The sequence below is a fragment of the Streptomyces xylophagus genome (genome assembly GCF_000716435.1).
Taxonomy (GTDB): Bacteria; Actinomycetota; Actinomycetes; order Streptomycetales; family Streptomycetaceae; genus Streptomyces; species Streptomyces xylophagus.
On the sequence record NZ_JNWO01000026.1, the window covers coordinates 86,496 to 103,854 of the forward strand.

Here is a 17,359-nt window from a genome sequence, read left to right on the forward strand (position 1 = left end):
CCCTTCCGCGTTGGGGGTGGTCTTGGGGCTACTCGGTCAACCGTAGGGGCGGGAGCACTGCGGTGCGTTTAGCCGAGACGTAGTGGTGCCGGACGGGAACACTACAGTTCGGCAGGGGCCGCTATTCGGCTGCGGCCGTCACTCCGCCGCGGCCGTCGCCTTCAACGCCAGCCACAGCTCCATCCGTACGTCCGGATCGTCGAGCGACCGCCCGAGGATCTCCTCGACCCGCCGCATCCGGTACCGCAACGTGTGCCGGTGCACTCCGAGGTCGGCCGCCGCCGCGTCCCACTGGCCGTGCCGGGACAGCCACGCCCGCAGCGAGGCGACGAGATCGCCCCGGCCGGTCGCGTCGTGCTCGGAGAGCGGCCGTAGCAACCCGTCGGCGAAGGCCCGCACCGCGTCGTCGGCGAGCAGCGGCAGCACGGACCCGGCGGCGAGCTGCTCGTGCTCGACGAACACCCGCCCGCGCCTGCGGGCCACGGACAGCGCCTGCTCGGCCTGCTTGTAGGCGGCCGCCGCGGCGATGGGCCCGGCCGGTGCCGAGAGCCCCACGACCAGTTCGTCGTTCTCGCCCTGCTCCCGCCCGTCCGAAGAGGCACGCTCGGCCTCCAGCACCGCCGCGTACTCCCCGCACGCCTCGACCGCCGCGCCCCCGTCCAAGGCCAGCACCACCAGCCGTTCCGGCCCTTCCGGTACGACGAGCACGGTCTCCCCGGACCGCGCCGCCGCCGACTCGACGACCTCGGCGAGCCCGCCCAGGGGATCGCTGCCCGCTGCGGCCGACTCCCCCACGATCACCCGGAACGGCGCGTCGAGGAGCCCGCCGTACAACTCCCCGGCGACCGCCCGCGCGTGATCCGGGTGCCCGGCGAGCAGCAGCCGCAGCACCGCCGCCCCGATCCGCTGCTCGGCGGCCTGCAGGGACTGCGAGCGTTCCGTGGTGAGGGTCAGGAGCGCGATCGCGGAGTGCACGGCGTACCGCTCCGCCGTCCCCAGCGCGGATTCCGTCCCCACGGCGAGCGCGGCGCGCGGGCGGCGTCCGGTTCCGAGGGTGTGCAGTTCGACCCGGTCCTCGTTGTCCGGCCCGCCCACCACGGACGAGGCGGGCGCGGGCCGGTCCCGGAGCCGTTCGACGTCGGCGGTGAGCCTGGCGGCCCGGCGGCCGGCCCACTCCGGTGCGGTGGCGACGACGGCTCCGGACGCGTCGTAGAGCGCGGCCCATCCGTCGACCTGCGCGGCGAGCGCGCCGAGCAGCCCCTCCGGGCCGTCGGTGAGGGCCTGCTTGGTGAGCTCGCGCTGCGCGGCGAAACCGGCGGTCACGGCCCGGTACTGGTCGGCGGCGATCGCGGCGGAGACGGCCTTGCTGATCGCGAGGAAGGGGGTCCGCCGGGGCACTTCGAGCAGCGGCAGCCCCTCCTCCTCCGCGGTGTCGACCAGCACCTTCGGAATCTCGTCGTAGTTGACCCCGACGGCGAACCCGAGCCCGACGACCCCGGCCCCCACCAGCCGCTTCACATACCGCCGCATGGCCTTGGGATCCTCCGCGTCCAACTTCAACGCGGTGATCAGCAGCAGCTCCCCGCCCTCCATGTACGGCACCGGGTCCGCCAGCTCACTGACATGCGCCCACCGGACGGGCACGTCCAGGCGGTCCTCGCCGGCGCGCACGGTGAGCTTGAGCGCGGAGTGGTGGACGAGGGAGGCGAGCGTGGGGGGCATGGGGCCTTCAGGTCGAAGAGGATCAGGCACAGGCGATCATTGCGATCTTTTGGCCGTCGCGTATGAACGACCTGTGCCGATTCTGCCTCACCGTATGGTCGGGCCGTACCTGTTTGTCCGGTTCAGGGGGTGGGGGTGCGGAGGTCGACCAGCGACGGTGGAGCGTGCTCGCCGTCGACCGTGGTCAGCGACAGCACGGCGTGCCCCGGCGGCACCTCGTGTGCCAGTTGGGACGCCGACCACCGCTCCCGCTCGATCTGCCGTACGGTCACCGCCTGCGTCGTCACCGCCCGGCCCGTCACCAGCTTGCGCAGGGCGTGGATGGCCCGGGTCATCGGCTGGTCCGCGAAGACGGTGTGCTGGGCGACGTCCGTGGTCTCCACCCACTCGGTGCCCCAGGCGTGCGCGAAGCGACTGCCGTCCCAGGTCGTGACTCCGGAGAAGGCCATCCGGCAGCCGACCGCCCCGTGCAGCGGTCCGTGCAGTGCCTCGGGAACGTCGCCGAGCGTGCGCAGGGCAAGGACCACGCCCGCGTTCTGGGAGCGCAGCCGCTGCATGCGCCGTACCGACTCGGTGGTCACCGTGCCGGTGGCGTCGTCGAGGACGAGACAGGCGAAGTGACGGCGACCGGTGTCGTGCACGACGTGGTCGAACTGGGCCAGGATCAGCCGGGTGATCAGCCGGGAGGCCTCCTCGTGGCCATGGGCCGGCACGTCGATGCGGACGCGCAGGGGGTGGTGGGCGACGGCGCGCAGGGAGAACGGCCGGGCGGCCGCGTCGCCCGTGGCGAAGAACTCCGCGAACACGGGCCGGTCCAGCAGCGCGAGCCGGTCGGCGAGCACCGGGCCCGGGTCCGCCGCGCCACCGGTCTGCCGGGCACGGGCGTCGAGATCCCGGCGCAACCCGGCGTGCTCCGGCGCCGACAGCGCCTGGCGCAGGGTGGCGAGCTCCGTCGGCTCGCCCTCCAGGAGTTCCCGCAGCACCGGCAGGGACGGGAAGGTGCCGTGCACCGCCCGATACGGCCCGAGGAGTTGGGCGAGTGCCGTCGCGGCCCGCTGGGCACCGACGGTGTCGAGGTCTCCGACCAGTGCCTCGGCAAGGAATCCGGCGGCCGCGTCGGGGTCGGTCGAGTCGGCGTACGGATCCAGGTCGTAGACGGAGGCGGGGTCGCCGATCCGCACCACGACGTCGAACGCCGAGTCCGGGCCGAGCGGGGTGCCGGCCGCGCAGACCACCACGACGGCACACTGTCCGGTCAGCGCCCGCAGGGCCAGGGACTCTACGACCGGGGCGACCACGTGCCTGGTCTTGCCGGAGCCGGACGGCCCCACGACGAGGAGCGAGGTGCCGAGCGCGTCGGGGCCGAGAGCGGTACCCGCGCCGCGGTAGGCCGACGGCGTACGGTCCCCGGCGGTCCACTGGCCGATGCGCACCTGTCCTTCGAGTACGTCGTGCCGTGCGGCACGGCCGGGCAGGTCCCGGGCGCCCGACGGGTGGACCCAGGCCGCCGCCCCGTTGCGCAGCACCGTGTCGGTGAAGGCGACCAGCCGTGCCTCCTTGCGGGCGGTTTCCCACGCGTGCCCGACCCGGGCGCAGTCCACGTCGTTCATACGGCCCGTGAGTACTTCGGCGGTGAGCAGCTCCGCCGCCTCGTACTGGCCCGCCTCCCGCAGTTCGGGCCACTGGGCGGGCGGAAGGGCGGAGGGCGTGGGCTTGGCGTCGGCCGCTTCCGTGTGGTTGCGCGCGGCGAGCCGTTCCTTCGCGAGCGTCCACCAGCCGCCGAGGCGGGCGAAGGGCCACAGGACCGCCACGGTGATGAGGCCGTACAGGGTGTCGGTGAAGAGCACCGACCCGAAGAGACCGTAGCCGCCGGAGATCAGGACGATGAGGGAGAACAGGGGGTCCTGGACCGGCAAGGCGTTCCAGCCGGCGCCGAAGGCGTTGGGGAACACGAAGCTCAGCGCGACCAGGCCGCCGACGGCCGCCAGCAGAGCGCGAACGGGCTGTGGGCGACCGCCGATGACGTGGCGGGCGCCGTCGAGCCAGCCGCCCAGCCTGACGACGGCATAGACGAGCAGGGCGAAGAAGACACCGTCGTAGACGCTGATGGCCTCTGCGCCTTTGTACCCCTTGGGAGACGTGGTGCCGGCCCACCACCAGTCGTTCGGGGTGAACAGCTTGAGCACGACCCATTGGTACGGAACTGCGCCGTGGCGCCAGAAGGACCACAGGATCAGCGCCACCACCAGGGGGATCAGCAGACCGAGGATCGCGACCGGCGAGAGCCGCGCCGAGGCCCGATCGGCCTTGGGCGGCCGATATCCGTAGCGCCAGATGCCGGGTCCGGCGGCCGGGCGGGGCTCGTTCAGCCAGTCGGCGACGGCCGGGCCGAACCTCGGTGGCTGTTCGGGCGGGGGTGTCGTACCCGGTGTCCGCGCAGGCCGCGGCGGCATGGCCGGTACCTCCGGCGGCCCCGCCGGACGCGGCACAGGATTGGCCTGTGTGTGTCGCGCGTCCCGCGTCCCGTCGCTGTCCATCGCCCTCGCCCCTTGACCAGCCGTTCCGTACACCGTCAGCGAGTCAATCTAACGCGCCCGCAAGGGGAGTTCACCGCTTACGCGGCCGCACCGGCCCACTCCCCTGATCGGCTCGCCATGTCCACCACGGACAAGCCGGCCCGCCGACACCGCCCACATGGAGCATGCCCACCCCCGGTCACCCGCCCTAGCCTGCGAGAAAGGAAGAAAGAAGAAAAGCGTCCGCACCACCCCCCAGGAGCCCCTCATGACCGCACTTCCGCAGGAGCGCCGCGTCGTCACCGCCATCCCCGGCCCGAAGTCGCAGGAGCTGCAGGCCCGCCGTACCGCCGCGGTCGCGGCCGGTGTGGGCTCCGTGCTGCCCGTGTTCACCGCGCGTGCGGGCGGCGGGATCCTCGAGGACGTCGACGGGAACCGGTTCATCGACTTCGGTTCAGGCATCGCGGTGACGAGCGTCGGCGCCTCCGCCGAGGCCGTCGTACGGCGTGCCGCCGCGCAGCTCGCCGACTTCACCCACACCTGTTTCATGGTCACGCCGTACGAGGGCTACGTCGAGGTCGCCGAGGCGCTCGCCGAGCTGACCCCGGGTGACCACGCCAAGAAGTCCGCGCTGTTCAACTCCGGCGCCGAGGCCGTCGAGAACGCCGTCAAGATCGCGCGGGCGTACACCAAGCGCCAGGCCGTCGTCGTCTTCGACCACGGCTACCACGGCCGTACCAACCTCACCATGGCGCTGACCTCGAAGAACATGCCGTACAAGAACGGCTTCGGGCCGTTCGCGCCCGAGGTGTACCGCGTGCCGGTGGCCTACGGCTACCGCTGGCCGACCGGTGCGGAGAACGCCGGTGCCGAGGCTTCCGCGCAGGCCATCGACATGATCAACAAGCAGATCGGCGCCGACAACGTCGCCGCGATCATCATCGAGCCCGTCCTCGGCGAGGGCGGCTTCATCGAGCCCGCGAAGGGCTTCCTGCCGGCACTGAGCAAGTTCGCCGCCGCCAACGGGATCGTGTTCGTCGCCGACGAGATCCAGTCCGGGTTCTGCCGTACGGGGCAGTGGTTCGCGTGTGAGGACGAGGGTGTCGTCCCGGATCTGATCACCACCGCGAAGGGGATCGCGGGCGGTCTGCCGCTCGCCGCCGTCACCGGTCGCGCCGAGATCATGGACGCCGCGCACGCGGGCGGCCTCGGGGGAACCTACGGCGGCAACCCCGTCGCCTGCGCCGGTGCGCTCGGTTCCATCGAGACCATGAAGGAGCTGGACCTCAACGCCAGGGCCAAGAACATCGAGGTGGTCATGAAGGCCCGGCTCGGTGCCATGGCGGAGAAGTTCGACATCATCGGCGATGTCCGCGGACGCGGCGCGATGATCGCCATCGAGCTCGTCAAGGACCGTACGACCAAGGAGCCGAACCCGGAGGCGACCGCCGCGCTCGCCAAGGCGTGCCACCAGGAGGGGCTGCTGGTCCTGACCTGTGGCACCTACGGCAACGTCCTCCGCTTCCTGCCCCCGCTGGTCATCGGGGACGAACTGCTGAGCGAGGGGCTCGACATCATCGAGCAGGCGTTCGCACGTATCTGAGCCACACACTCCAGCCCGTCCAGGCCACGGGGAACCCGTAGTTCCCGCACAGGGGCCGTGCCCCATGCGTCCCACCCGCCCCAGCCCTTTCATCCACAGTGATTCACAGGCTGGGGCGGCGGGCGGCAGGCCGTGTGAAGAAGGTGTGCGGGGTGCATGACGGGACGCGAATCCGCCTGTCGTACCCGCCGCCCCTGCCGTAGGTTCTACCCAGATGAGAGATACACCCCGCCCACAGGGGACTGTGGGCGACTTCAGGCCGGGGCCTCCCCAGCTTCGACCTGGTCGTGCCCTCGCGCACACAACAGGAGCCTCTGGCTCCGAATCTCCTCACCGATCGGACAGTCGCCCGCCCCAAACCCCCCGGGGCGCGCGACCCGCCGATCCGGACGGCCGGCTCGGAACTACCCCCCCTGTTCCGGGCCGGCCGACCTCCTTCTTCTGGCTGTTTATCGCCCTTCCCGCGCTGTTCTTCGCGCTGATCACCTGGCAGGTCGCCGCCAAGGGCCCGCTGCTCCGCCTGGACGCCCGGCTCAGCCGCGCGCTCGTCCACCCGGACCTCTTCGCCAAACTCCTCGCCGACCTCGGCGACGTCCGGGTCGCGCTCCCCGTCCTCGCCGTGGTCCTCGGCTACGTCGCCTGGCGCGCCCGCGCCGCAGGTATGGACCGCTGGTGGCGTGCGCCCCTCGCGGCGACCCTGCTGATGGCCCTGGTGCCTGCGCTGGTCGTCCCCCTCAAGGAACTGATCGCCCGCGGCGGCACCCCGGCCGTACCGCCCGGCACCGGCTACTACCCCTCCGGCCACACCGCCACCGCGATGATCGCGTACGGCTCCGCGACCCTGCTCCTCCTCCCCTGGCTCCGGGCGACGTACGCGCGCCGGGGGCTGGTCGTCGCCTGTGCCCTCGTCAACGTCGCCGTCCCGTTCGGTCTGGTGCGGCACGGCTACCACTGGCCACTGGACGTCGTGGCCAGCTGGTGCCTGTGCACGGTGCTGCTCGCCTCGTTCTGGTTGTTCCTGACCCGGGATGTCAGCCGAAGTAGCCGTCGAACGTCTTCTGGAACTCCCAGTTCGAGTAGCGGTCCCAGTTGATCGACCAGGTCATCAGTCCGCGCAGGGCGGGCCAGGTGCCGTGGGTCGTGTACGAGCCGCAACTCACCTTCTTCGTCAGGCAGTCCAGGGTCTTGGTGACCTCGGCCGGGGCGACATAGCCGTTGCCCGCGTTGACCGACGCCGGCATGCCAATGGCGATCTGGTCGGGGCGCAGGGCCGGGAACACGTTGTTCGTGTCGCCCGCCACCGGGAAGCCGGTGAGCAGCATGTCGGTCATCGCGATGTGGAAGTCGGCGCCGCCCATGGTGTGGTACTGACCGTCGAGGCCCATGATCGGGCCCGAGTTGTAGTCCTGGACGTGGAGCAGGGTGAGGTCGTCGCGCAGGGCGTAGATGACGGGCAGATACGCCCCGCACCTCGGGTCCTGGCCGCCGAACTTGCCGGTGCCGTAGAACTGGTAGCCCATCTGCACGAAGAACGTCTCGGGCGCCATGCTCAGCACGAACTTCGCGCCGTACTTGGCCTTCAGGGTCTTCAGGGCCGCGATCAGGTTGACCACCACGGGAGTTGTGGGGCTCTTGAAGTTCGTGTCGCTCGCGTCCAGGGAGAGTGAGTGGCCCTCGAAGTCGATGTCCAGGCCGTCGAGGCCGTAGGTGTCGATGATGTTCGAGACCGAGGAGACGAAGGTGTCGCGGGCCGCCGTGGTGGTCAGTTGGACCTGGCCGTTGGCGCCTCCGATGGAGATCAGCACCTTCTTCCCCGCCGCCTGTTTGGCCTTGATGGCCGCCTTGAAGTCGGCGTCGCTCTCGACGTTCGGGCATGCGCTGACCGGGCAGCGGTTGAAGCGGATGTCGCCCGAGGTGGCGGAGGTCGGTTCGCCGAAGGCCAGGTCGATGACGTCCCAGCTGTCGGGAACATCGGCCAGGCGCGTGTAACCGGAGCCGTTGGCGAAGCTCGCGTGGAGGTAGCCGACGAGGGCGTGGGTCGGCAGGCCGGAGGTGGGGCCCGAGCCGGTGGACGTGGTCGCGGTGACCGCCGTGGATTTCGCGGACTCGCCCGCGTCGTTGACCGCGGTGACCTGGAAGCTGTACGCCGTCGCGGACGACAGGCCGCTCACGGTGGCCGAAGTGCCGCTCGCCGTCTGGACTTTCACCCCGTCACGGTAGACCGCGTAGCTCGTCGCGCCGGTGACGGCGGACCAGGAGAGGGCGACCGAGGAGGAGGTGACCGTGCCAACGGCGAGGCCTGTGGGGGTGGTTGGCGGCTGGCCTACGTCGACCGCCGGGCCGATGAGGGAGATGTCGTCGGCGTAGTAGGCGCCGGTGGCGTACCAGCCGTGCGTGTAGATCGTGACCTTGGTGGTGGACGCGCCGGTGGTGAAGCTGGTCGTCAACCGCTGCCAGTCGGGGGCCGATTGGGTCCAGGTGGAGACGTCTGTGGTGCCGGTGCCGCTCGCGCCGAGGTAGACGTAGCTGCCGCGGACGTAACCGGCGAGCGAGTAGGAGGAGTTCGGTTTCACGGTCACCGTCTGCGCGCACTGGGCGTAGTCGTTGCCGGCCGGGGTCGCCTGCAACGCCGAACTGCCGCCGTGCACGGGCGACTTGACCGTCGTACCGCTGCTCGCGGAGCAGGACCAACTGTCGAGGCCCGCTTCGAAGCCTCCGTTCTTCGCCAGGTCCGCGTCGGCCGCACGGGCGGCCGACGAGAGCGCGGTGATGCCGGACACGGCCAGGGCCACGGTCGCGAACACGGCGAGTACAGGTCTGGAGCGGTCCACAAGTGCCTCCGGGCATGGGGGATTTGGAGGGGTGGAGCGCGCCCAATTTGGTCCAGACCAATTACCGTTGTCAAGACATGCGCGGTCAGGACATGCGCTGCCGAGACATCTGCCGGCTACCCGTCCATCGCTACTCCCCCTCCGTGGCGAGCCCCGCCGCCGCCTCGTGCATGGCGAGTTCGAGGAGTGCGGGGTCGGTGAGGGTGCCGGAGCCGTCCGGCGGTACCAGCCAGCGGACCCCGCCGGTCGACCGGCCCGGGTACGGCACGACGATCCAGGTGCCGAGTCCGGCCGTACGAATGCCGGTGCCGAGCCAGCGGGTCGCGGTGCCGGGCGGTACGAGGAAGCCCATGCGCGCGTCGCCGAAGTCGACGAGTACCGGGCCCAGTTGGTCGATGACCCGGGTGAGCACATCGAGCGTGGGATAACCGAGCTCACCCGGCAGGATGAGTACGTCCCAGGCCTTGCCGGCGGGCAGCAGCGCGACCCCGAGGGGGTTGCGCTCCCATTCCCAGCGGCAGGCCTCGGGATCCGGAGCCACGGATGCCAGCCACTCGACGGCCGTCTTCGCCCCAGTCATGAGGAGACCTCCCTTTCTCATGTCGACGCTGGTCGCGTCACAGGAGAGAGGGAGGTCTGCGGCGAGCATTACGCGGGTTCCGGCACCCCGATGGAGTGAACCGGATCACACCCGCCGACCGGTCCTCAGCTGTCGAAGCCGAGGCCCAGCTTGTCCATCGTCTTCAGCCACAGGTTGCGCCGGCCGCCGTGGTCGTCCGCGCGGGCCAGCGACCACTTGGTGAGCGCGATGCCGGTCCAGGCGAAGGGTTCGGGCGGGAAGGGCAGCGGCTTCTTGCGGACCATTTCCAGTTCCGTGCGCTCGGTCCGCTCCCCCGCGAGCAGGTCGAGCATCACGTCGGCGCCGAAGCGGGTCGCGCCGACACCGAGTCCGGTGAAGCCCGCCGCATAGGCCACCTTGCCCTGGTGGGCGGTGCCGAAGAACGCCGAGAAGCGCGAGCAGGTGTCGATCGCGCCGCCCCACGCGTGGCTGAAGTTGAGGCCCTCCAGCTGCGGGAAGCAGGTGAAGAAGTGCTCGGCGAGCTTGGCGTAGGTCTCCGGCCGGTCGTCGTACTCGGCGCGCACCCGGCCGCCGTACGGGTAGATCGCGTCGTAACCGCCCCACAGGATGCGGTTGTCGGCCGACAGCCGGAAGTAGTGGAACTGGTTCGCCGAATCCCCGAGGCCCTGGCGGTTCTTCCAGCCGATCGACGCCAACTGGTCGGCGGAGAGCGGTTCTGTCATCAGGGCGTAGTCGTAGACCGGGACGGTGTACGAGCGGACGCGCTTGATCAGGTTCGGGAAGATGTTGGTGCCGAGCGCGACCCGGCGGGCGCGGACCGAGCCGTAGGGGGTGCGTACGGCCATGCCGGCGCCGTACGGCTTGAGGGCGAGGGCGGGGGTGTGTTCGTAGACGCGGACGCCGAGTTGGAGGCAGGCGCGCTTCAACCCCCAGGCCAGCTTGGCCGGGTTGAGCATCGCGACGCCGCGGCTGTCGTACAGGCCGGCGAGGAAGGTCGGTGAGTCGACTTGTTCCCTGACCGCTTCTGCGTCGAGGAACTCGGTGCCGTCGGCGAGGCCCTGGCTCTTCAACTCGGCGTGCCAGTCGTGGAGTTCCTCGGCCTGGTGGGGTTCGGTGGCGACGTCGATCTCGCCGGTACGCTCGAACTCGCAGTCCAGGGAGTAGCGGGCGACCGCGCTCTCGATCTCGTCGAGGTTGCGGGCGCCCAGCTCCTCCAGCTGGTGGATCTCGTCCGGCCAGCGGGTGAGGCCGTTGGACAGGCCGTGGGTGAGGGAGGCGGCACAGAAACCGCCGTTGCGACCCGAGGCGGCCCAGCCCACCTCGCGGCCCTCCACCAGCACCACGTCCCGCTGCGGGTCGCGCTCCTTCGCGATGAGCGCGGTCCACAGTCCGCTGTAACCGCCGCCGACGACCAGCAGATCGCAGGTCTCGGCGCCGGTGAGCGCGGGCTCGGGGTGGGGCTTGCCGGGGTCGTCCAGCCAGTACGGAACCGGCCGGGCCTCGGAGAGGGACTTCGTCCAATTGGTGTTACGGCTCATGGCGCTTGGGGCCATGATTTCAACTCCCTACAGGGCGTTAGCGGTTATGCCTTTACCTTGTTGCGGCGGTTGGTGATCACCATCGAGAAGAGCACCAACAATACGGCGACGAGGAACATGGCCGTACCGATGACATTGATCTGAACGGGTGTCCCGCGCTGCGCCGAACCCCAGACGAACATGGGGAAGGTGACGGTCGAACCCGCGTTGAAATTGGTGATGATGAAATCGTCGAAGGAGAGCGCGAAGGAGAGCAGCGCGCCCGCCGCGATTCCGGGGGCCGCGATGGGGAGGGTGACCCTGACGAACGTCTGCACCGGACCGGCGTAGAGGTCCCGGGCCGCCTCCTCCAGGCGCGGGTCCATCGACATCACGCGGGCCTTGACGGCGGTGACGACGAAGCTGAGGCAGAACATGATGTGGGCGATCAGGATGGTGTAGAAGCCCAGTTGGGCACCCATGTTGAGGAACAGGGTGAGCAGCGAGGCCGCCATGACGACCTCGGGCATCGCCATCGGCAGGAAGATCAGCGAGTTGATCGCGCCGCGGGCGCGGAAGCGGTAGCGGACCAGCGCGAAGGCGATCATCGTGCCCAGGAGCGTGGCGCCGATGGTCGCCCAGACGGCGATCTGGAGGCTGATGCTCAGCGAGCCGCACATGTCGGCGACACCGCACGGCTGCTTCCAGGCGTCCAGCGAGAACTGCTGCCACTCGTAATTGAAGCGCCCCTTCGGCTTGTTGAAGGAGAACACCGTGACGATGACGTTCGGGAGAAGGAGATATCCGAGCGTCAACAGCCCGGCGATGACGACGAAATGGCGCTTGAACCAGCGTACGACGGCCATTTAAACCAGATCCTCCGTCCCGGACTTGCGAATGTAGATGGTCACCATGGCGAGGATGGCGGCCATGAGGATGAAGGAGAGTGCCGCCGCCGTCGGGTAATCCAGAATGCGCAGGAACTGCGTCTGGATGACGTTTCCGATCATGCGGGTGTCGGTGGAGCCGAGGAGTTCGGCGTTCACGTAGTCACCGGCCGCCGGGATGAAGGTCAGCAGGGTACCGGAGACGACGCCGGGCATCGACAGCGGGAAGGTGACCTTGCGGAAGGTGGTGAACGGCTTGGCGTACAGGTCACCGGCCGCCTCGTGCAGCCGTCCGTCGATGCGTTCGAGGGAGGTGTAGAGCGGCAGGATCATGAACGGCAGGAAGTTGTACGTCAGTCCGCAGACGACCGCGAGTGGAGTCGCGAGGACACGGTCGCCCGACGTCCAGCCGAGCCAGTTGGTGACGTCCAGGACGTGCAGCGTGTTGAGGACGCTCACGACCGGGCCGCTGTCCGCGAGGATCGTCTTCCAGGCGAGCGTGCGGATCAGGAAGCTGGTGAAGAACGGCGCGATCACCAGGATCATGATCAGGTTCCGCCAGCGTCCCGCGCGGAACGCGATGAGGTACGCCAGCGGGTAGCCCAGCAGCAGACAGAGGATGGTCGCGGCGGCGGCGTAGAGGACCGAGCGCAGGAACTGCGGCCAGTACTCGGACAGCGCGTCCCAGTAGGTCGCGAAGTGCCAGGTGACCTTGTAGCCGTCCTCCAGGGAGCCCGTCTGGATCGACGTGGAGCCCTGGTAGATCATCGGCAGCGCGAAGAAGACGATCAGCCAGAGAATCCCGGGCAGCAGCAGCCAGTACGGCGTCCAGCGGCCCCGCTTCTTGCGCGGAGGCTTCTCCTCCGGCGCGGGCGCCAGGGGCGGCGCCTCGGTGACAGCGGCCATCAGGCGGCCTCCTCCTCGATGTCGACGCCCGCGTCGATGTCCTGCGCCGCGTCGAGGCCGAAGGTGTGGGCCGGGTTCCAGTGCAGGACGACATCGGCGCCGGGCCGCAGCCGGGCGTCGCGGTCGATGTTCTGGGCGTAGACCTCGAACTCGGGGCAGACCGGGCTGTCGATGACGTACTGGGTGGAGACGCCGATGAAGCTGGAGTCGGCGATCTTGCCGGTGATGCGGTTGCGGCCGGCCGGGATCTCGCCCGCGTCGTCGGCGGGCGTGAGGGTGATCTTCTCCGGGCGTACGCCGACCAGGACCTTGCCGCCGGTCGTCGTGGGCGCCGAACATCGCGCCTCGGGCAGGACGAGCTTGCCGCCGCCCGCCTTGAGGATGATCTCGTCGCCGCTCTTGGAGTCGACCTCGGCCTCGATGAGGTTGGAGGTGCCGAGGAAGTTGGCGACGAACGTGGTGTTCGGGTTCTCGTACAGGTCGCTGGGCGAGCCGAGTTGCTCGACGCGGCCCGCGTTCATCACGGCGACCGTGTCGGCCATGGTCATGGCCTCCTCCTGGTCGTGCGTGACGTGGATGAACGTGATGCCGACCTCGGTCTGGATGCGCTTGAGCTCCAGCTGCATCTGGCGGCGCAGCTTGAGGTCGAGGGCGCCGAGGGGCTCGTCGAGGAGCAGCACCTTGGGGTGGTTGATCAGGGCGCGGGCCACCGCGACGCGCTGCTGCTGGCCGCCGGAGAGCTGGTGCGGCTTCTTCCGTGCCTGCTCGCCGAGTTGGACCAGGTCGAGCATGTCGACGACCTGCTGCTTCACCGACTTGATGCCGCGCCGGCGCAGGCCGAAGGCGACGTTCTCGAAGATGTCGAGGTGCGGGAAGAGGGCGTACGACTGGAAGACGGTGTTCACCGGCCGCTTGTACGGCGGGAGGTTGGTGACTTCCTGGTCGCCGAGGTGGACGGTGCCGGAGGAAGGTTCCTCCAGGCCCGCGATCATGCGCAGGGTGGTGGTCTTGCCGCAGCCGGAGGCGCCGAGCAGGGCGAAGAAGGAGCCCTGGGGGACGGTCAGGTCGAGCGGCTGGACGGCGGTGAAGCCGTTGTCGTAGGTCTTGCTGATACCGGAGAGGCGGACGTCGCCGCTGTTGTCCTTGGTGTTCATCGTCGTCACGCCCCTGTGAGCTTTGCGAACTTCTGCTGGTAGGCCGTCTCTTCCTTCGAGCTCAGGGAGCGGAAGGCGTGGGACTTGGCCGCCATGGCCTTGTCGGGAAGGATCAGCGGGTTGCTCGCCGCCGACTTGTCGATCTTCGCGAGATACGGCTTCACGTCCGCGACCGGGCTGACGTAGTTGACGTAGGCGGCGAGTTCGGCGGCCGGTTCGGGCTCGTAGTAGTAGTCGATCAGCCGCTCGGCGTTCGTCTTGTGGCGCGCCTTGTTGGGGATCAGCATGTTGTCGGTCGACGTCATGTAGCCGGCCTCGGGGATGACATAGCCGACGTCCGGGTTGTCCGACTGGAGTTGGACGATGTCGCCGCCCCAGGCGACGCACGCGGCGAAGTCGCCCTTGGTGAGGTCGGACGTGTAGTCGTTGCCCGTGAAGCGGCGGATCTGGCCCTTGTCGACGGCCTTCTGGAGGCGGGCGATGACCGCGTCGTAGTCGTCGGTGGTGAACTTCGCCGGGTCCTTGCCCATGTCGAGCATGGTCATGCCGACGCTGTCGCGCATCTCGGTGAGGAAGCCGACGCGGCCCTTGAGCTTGGCGTTGTCGAGCAGGTCGGAGATCGACTTCACCTCGACGCCGTCGAGCGCCTTCTTGTTGTAGGCGATGACGGTCGAGATGCCCTGCCACACGTACGAGTACGCCCGGCCCGGGTCCCAGTCGGGGCTGCGGAACTGGTCCGAGAGATTGGCGTACGCGTGCGGCAGATTGGACGCGTCCAGCTTCTGGACGTAGCCCAGGCGGATCATGCGGGCGGCCAGCCAGTCGGTGAGGACGATCAGGTCACGGCCGGTGGCCTGCCCTGCGGCGAGCTGCGGCTGGATCTTGCCGAAGAACTCGTCGTTGTCGTTGATGTCCTCGGTGTACTTGACCTTGATGCCGGTCCGCTTGGTGAACGCGTCGAGCGTCGGGCGGTGCTTGCCGCTGTCGTCCGTGTCGATGTACTCGGGCCAGTTCGAGAAGTCGATCTCCCTCTCCTTGGCCGAGTGGTCGTCGGCGGACACGCCGCCCTGCGTCTTGCCTGCCGCGGGGATCCCGCAGCCGCTCAGGGCCCCGAGTCCGCCGACGGCGAGCGCGCCGCCCGCGGAGGCGCGCAGCACCGAACGGCGGGTCATCGCGGACCTGCTCTTGCGGAAGCTGCGCCGCACGGCGGCCACTTCGGCCGGGGTCAGGCGGTCGGGCTCGTACTGCTTCATGCGCGTGCTGCCCTTTCGGGAGGAGACGGCCGCGGCTCCGGCGGCCGTCAGTTCTGCTATCGGTCCCCGAAGATCGTGCGGTGCCAGTCCTTCCTGGCGACCGCGGTGTTGTCGAACATGACGTGCTTGATCTGGGTGTACTCCTCGAACGAGTAGGCGGACATGTCCTTGCCGAAGCCGGACGCCTTGTAGCCGCCGTGGGGCATCTCGCTGATGATCGGGATGTGGTCGTTGATCCACACGCAGCCCGCCTTGATCTCGCGGGTCGCGCGGTTCGCCCGGTAGACGTCGCGGCTCCACGCGGAGGCGGCGAGGCCGTACGGGGTGTCGTTGGCGAGCGCGATGCCTTCGTCGTCGGTGTCGAAGGGCAGGACCACGAGGACGGGCCCGAACAGCTCGGACTGCACGATCTCGCTGTCCTGGGCGGCGTCCGCGACCAGGGTGGGGCGATAGTACGCGCCGTTCTTGAGATCTCCCTGAGGAGCCTCGCCGCCGGTCACCACGCGCGCGTAGGCACGTGCCCGGTCGACGAACCCGGCGACGCGGTCGCGCTGGACGTGCGAAATCAGTGGCCCGAGGTCGGTGCCCGGGGCGAAGGGGTCGCCGACCCGGACGCCCGCCATGAGGGCGGCGGTCTTCTGGACGAACGCTTCGTAGAGGGGCCTTTGCACGTACGCGCGCGTGGCGGCCGTGCAGTCCTGCCCGGTGTTGATGAGCGAACCGGCGACGGCTCCGTTGACGGCGGCCTCGAGATCGGCGTCGTCGAAGACCACGAAGGGCGCCTTGCCGCCGAGCTCCAGGTGGATGCGCTTGACGGTGGCGGTCGCGATCTCGGCGACGCGCTTGCCTACGGCGGTGGACCCGGTGAAGGAGGTCATGGCGACATCCGGGTGACCGACGAGATGCTCACCGGCGACCTTCCCGGTGCCGGTGATGATGTTGATGACACCGTCCGGGATGCCGGCCTCGGTGGCGGCCTGCGCGAACATCAGCGAGGTGAGAGGGGTCAGCTCGGCGGGCTTCAGGACGATCGTGTTGCCCGCGGCGATCGCCGGGAGGATCTTCCAGGCGGCCATCTGGAGGGGATAGTTCCAGGGCGCGATGGAGCCGACGACACCGATGGGTTCACGGCGTACGTACGACGTGTGGTCGCCCGAGTACTCACCGGCGGACTGCCCCTGCAGATGCCGTGCGGCACCGGCGAAGAAGGCGGTGTTGTCGATGGTGCCGGGGATGTCGAACTCGCGGGTCAGCTTGAGGGGCTTGCCGCACTGGAGGGATTCGGCGCGGGCGAAGTCGTCCGCGCGTTCGGCGAGCACGGCGGCGAAGCGGTGCAGCGCGTCGGAGCGCTCGCCGGGCGTGGCGCCCGACCAGCCCGGGAAGGCGGCGCGGGCGGCGGCCACGGCCGCGTCCACGTCCGCCGTGCCAGCCAGCTCGTACGTGTAGACGTCCTCGCCGGTCGCCGGGTCGACGACCGCGTGGGTGTGGCCCGAGGTGCCCTTCGTCAGGCGGCCCGCGATGAACTGCGCGCCGTCCGCGAAGTACTCCTGAGCGGGGAATCGGTCCGGGGTGACGCTGCCCGGGTTGTGCATGTCGCTCTCCTCCGCCTTCGCCCCGCTTCGTCCGCTGGCGGGTGGCGTAGCTCCAGCTCGATTTGAATGCCGATCCTGACAGAGCAAAGGGACTCCAACAAGTGATTCCGTTGTTGCCTTTTGGTTACGCGACGGAATCTGTCGACCAGGTGTCGAGTCCGTACGGAAAAGGGGGGACGGAGTGTCAGTGGTGCCTGCAAGACTCGCGTGTATGGACAGGATCACGGGGAAGCTCGCGGCGGGGGCCGCGGAAAAGATCGATTCGCGGGAAGCCCTGATCAGGGAAGTGCGCTCGGGGGCCAGGGTCAAGTACCTGCACTTCTGGGGCCACCGGCCACGCCCGGACGGACGCGTGGGCGCGAGCTGTCTGAGCCAGTGGTGGCCGTCGCCGTTCACCGTGGACGGGGTGACGTATGCGACCGCCGAGCACTGGATGATGGCGGGCAAGGCGCGGCTGTTCAGCGACGAGGACGCTCTCGCGCGGGTGCTCGCGGCGGGGCATCCGTCTCAGGCCAAGAAGGCGGGGCGGCTGGTGCGGGGGTTCGACGAGGAGATCTGGGCGCGGGAGCGGTTCGGGATCGTCGTCGAGGGGAGCGTCCACAAGTTCGCGGCGGATGAGGAACTGCGGGCGTTTCTGCTGGGCACGGGGGATCGGGTGCTGGTGGAGGCGAGTCCGGTGGACCGGGTGTGGGGGATCGGGCTGGCCGCGGATGATGTGGCGGCGGGGGATCCCGAGCGGTGGCGGGGGGCGAATTTGTTGGGGTTCGCGTTGATGGGGGCGCGGGGGCGGTTGAGGGT

The 17,359-nt window shown here is 69.5% G+C and carries 13 protein-coding genes; 3 read left to right on the forward strand and 10 right to left on the reverse strand.

Annotated features, from left to right (window positions below):
* Nucleotides 1–138: 138 nt before the first annotated feature.
* Nucleotides 139–1,722, reverse strand: a complete 1,584-nt coding sequence (locus OO70_RS40770) for a PucR family transcriptional regulator (protein WP_043683594.1) — start codon at nt 1,720–1,722, stop codon at nt 139–141.
* A gap of 122 nt (nt 1,723–1,844) precedes the next feature.
* Nucleotides 1,845–4,259 (reverse strand): ATP/GTP-binding protein, encoded by a 2,415-nt coding sequence (locus OO70_RS40775; protein ID WP_043683597.1) that lies wholly within the window; start codon nt 4,257–4,259, stop codon nt 1,845–1,847.
* Between the two features lie 247 nt (nt 4,260–4,506).
* Here OO70_RS40775 and gabT point away from each other — a divergent pair, with 247 nt between their 5' ends.
* Nucleotides 4,507–5,841 (forward strand): 4-aminobutyrate--2-oxoglutarate transaminase, encoded by a 1,335-nt coding sequence (gene gabT, locus OO70_RS40780; RefSeq protein ID WP_043683599.1) that lies wholly within the window; start codon nt 4,507–4,509, stop codon nt 5,839–5,841.
* Between the two features lie 214 nt (nt 5,842–6,055).
* The gene (locus OO70_RS40785) at nt 6,056–6,934 is read left to right on the forward strand and encodes a phosphatase PAP2 family protein (protein WP_078651747.1); all 879 of its coding nucleotides are present in this window, start codon (nt 6,056–6,058) and stop codon (nt 6,932–6,934) included.
* Here the strand turns inward: OO70_RS40785 and OO70_RS40790 are convergent.
* From OO70_RS40790 to OO70_RS40825, 8 genes are all read right to left on the reverse strand, one after another.
* Nucleotides 6,873–8,672, reverse strand: coding sequence for a chitinase (locus tag OO70_RS40790; RefSeq protein WP_043683605.1), 1,800 nt, complete (start codon nt 8,670–8,672; stop codon nt 6,873–6,875). The two genes, OO70_RS40785 and OO70_RS40790, sit on opposite strands and share 62 nt — an antisense overlap.
* Nucleotides 8,673–8,802: 130 nt before the next feature.
* Nucleotides 8,803–9,252, reverse strand: coding sequence for a hypothetical protein (locus OO70_RS40795; RefSeq protein ID WP_043683640.1), 450 nt, complete (start codon nt 9,250–9,252; stop codon nt 8,803–8,805).
* Between the two features lie 125 nt (nt 9,253–9,377).
* Nucleotides 9,378–10,805, reverse strand: a complete 1,428-nt coding sequence (locus OO70_RS40800) for an NAD(P)/FAD-dependent oxidoreductase (protein ID WP_043683608.1) — start codon at nt 10,803–10,805, stop codon at nt 9,378–9,380.
* A gap of 29 nt (nt 10,806–10,834) precedes the next feature.
* Entirely contained in the window at nt 10,835–11,635 is an 801-nt protein-coding gene (locus OO70_RS40805) for an ABC transporter permease (protein WP_043683610.1), read from the reverse strand.
* A complete protein-coding gene (locus OO70_RS40810; protein WP_043683613.1) occupies nt 11,636–12,562 on the reverse strand; it encodes an ABC transporter permease in 927 nt (308 codons plus the stop codon).
* The gene (locus OO70_RS40815; RefSeq protein WP_106971855.1) at nt 12,562–13,716 is read right to left on the reverse strand and encodes an ABC transporter ATP-binding protein; all 1,155 of its coding nucleotides are present in this window, start codon (nt 13,714–13,716) and stop codon (nt 12,562–12,564) included. Before OO70_RS40815 ends, OO70_RS40810 begins: the two co-directional genes overlap by 1 nt.
* Before the next feature lie 5 nt (nt 13,717–13,721).
* Nucleotides 13,722–14,969, reverse strand: coding sequence for an ABC transporter substrate-binding protein (locus tag OO70_RS40820; RefSeq protein WP_043683619.1), 1,248 nt, complete (start codon nt 14,967–14,969; stop codon nt 13,722–13,724).
* A 56-nt stretch (nt 14,970–15,025) separates the two neighbouring features.
* Complete coding sequence (locus OO70_RS40825; protein WP_043683621.1) at nt 15,026–16,561, reverse strand: gamma-aminobutyraldehyde dehydrogenase; 1,536 nt, start codon at nt 16,559–16,561, stop codon at nt 15,026–15,028.
* 211 nt (nt 16,562–16,772) lie between these two features.
* On the opposite strand from OO70_RS40825, the gene OO70_RS40830 reads away from it, so the two are divergent.
* A partial coding sequence (locus OO70_RS40830; RefSeq protein WP_043683624.1) for an NADAR family protein occupies nt 16,773–17,359 on the forward strand: 587 nt, incomplete at its 3' end.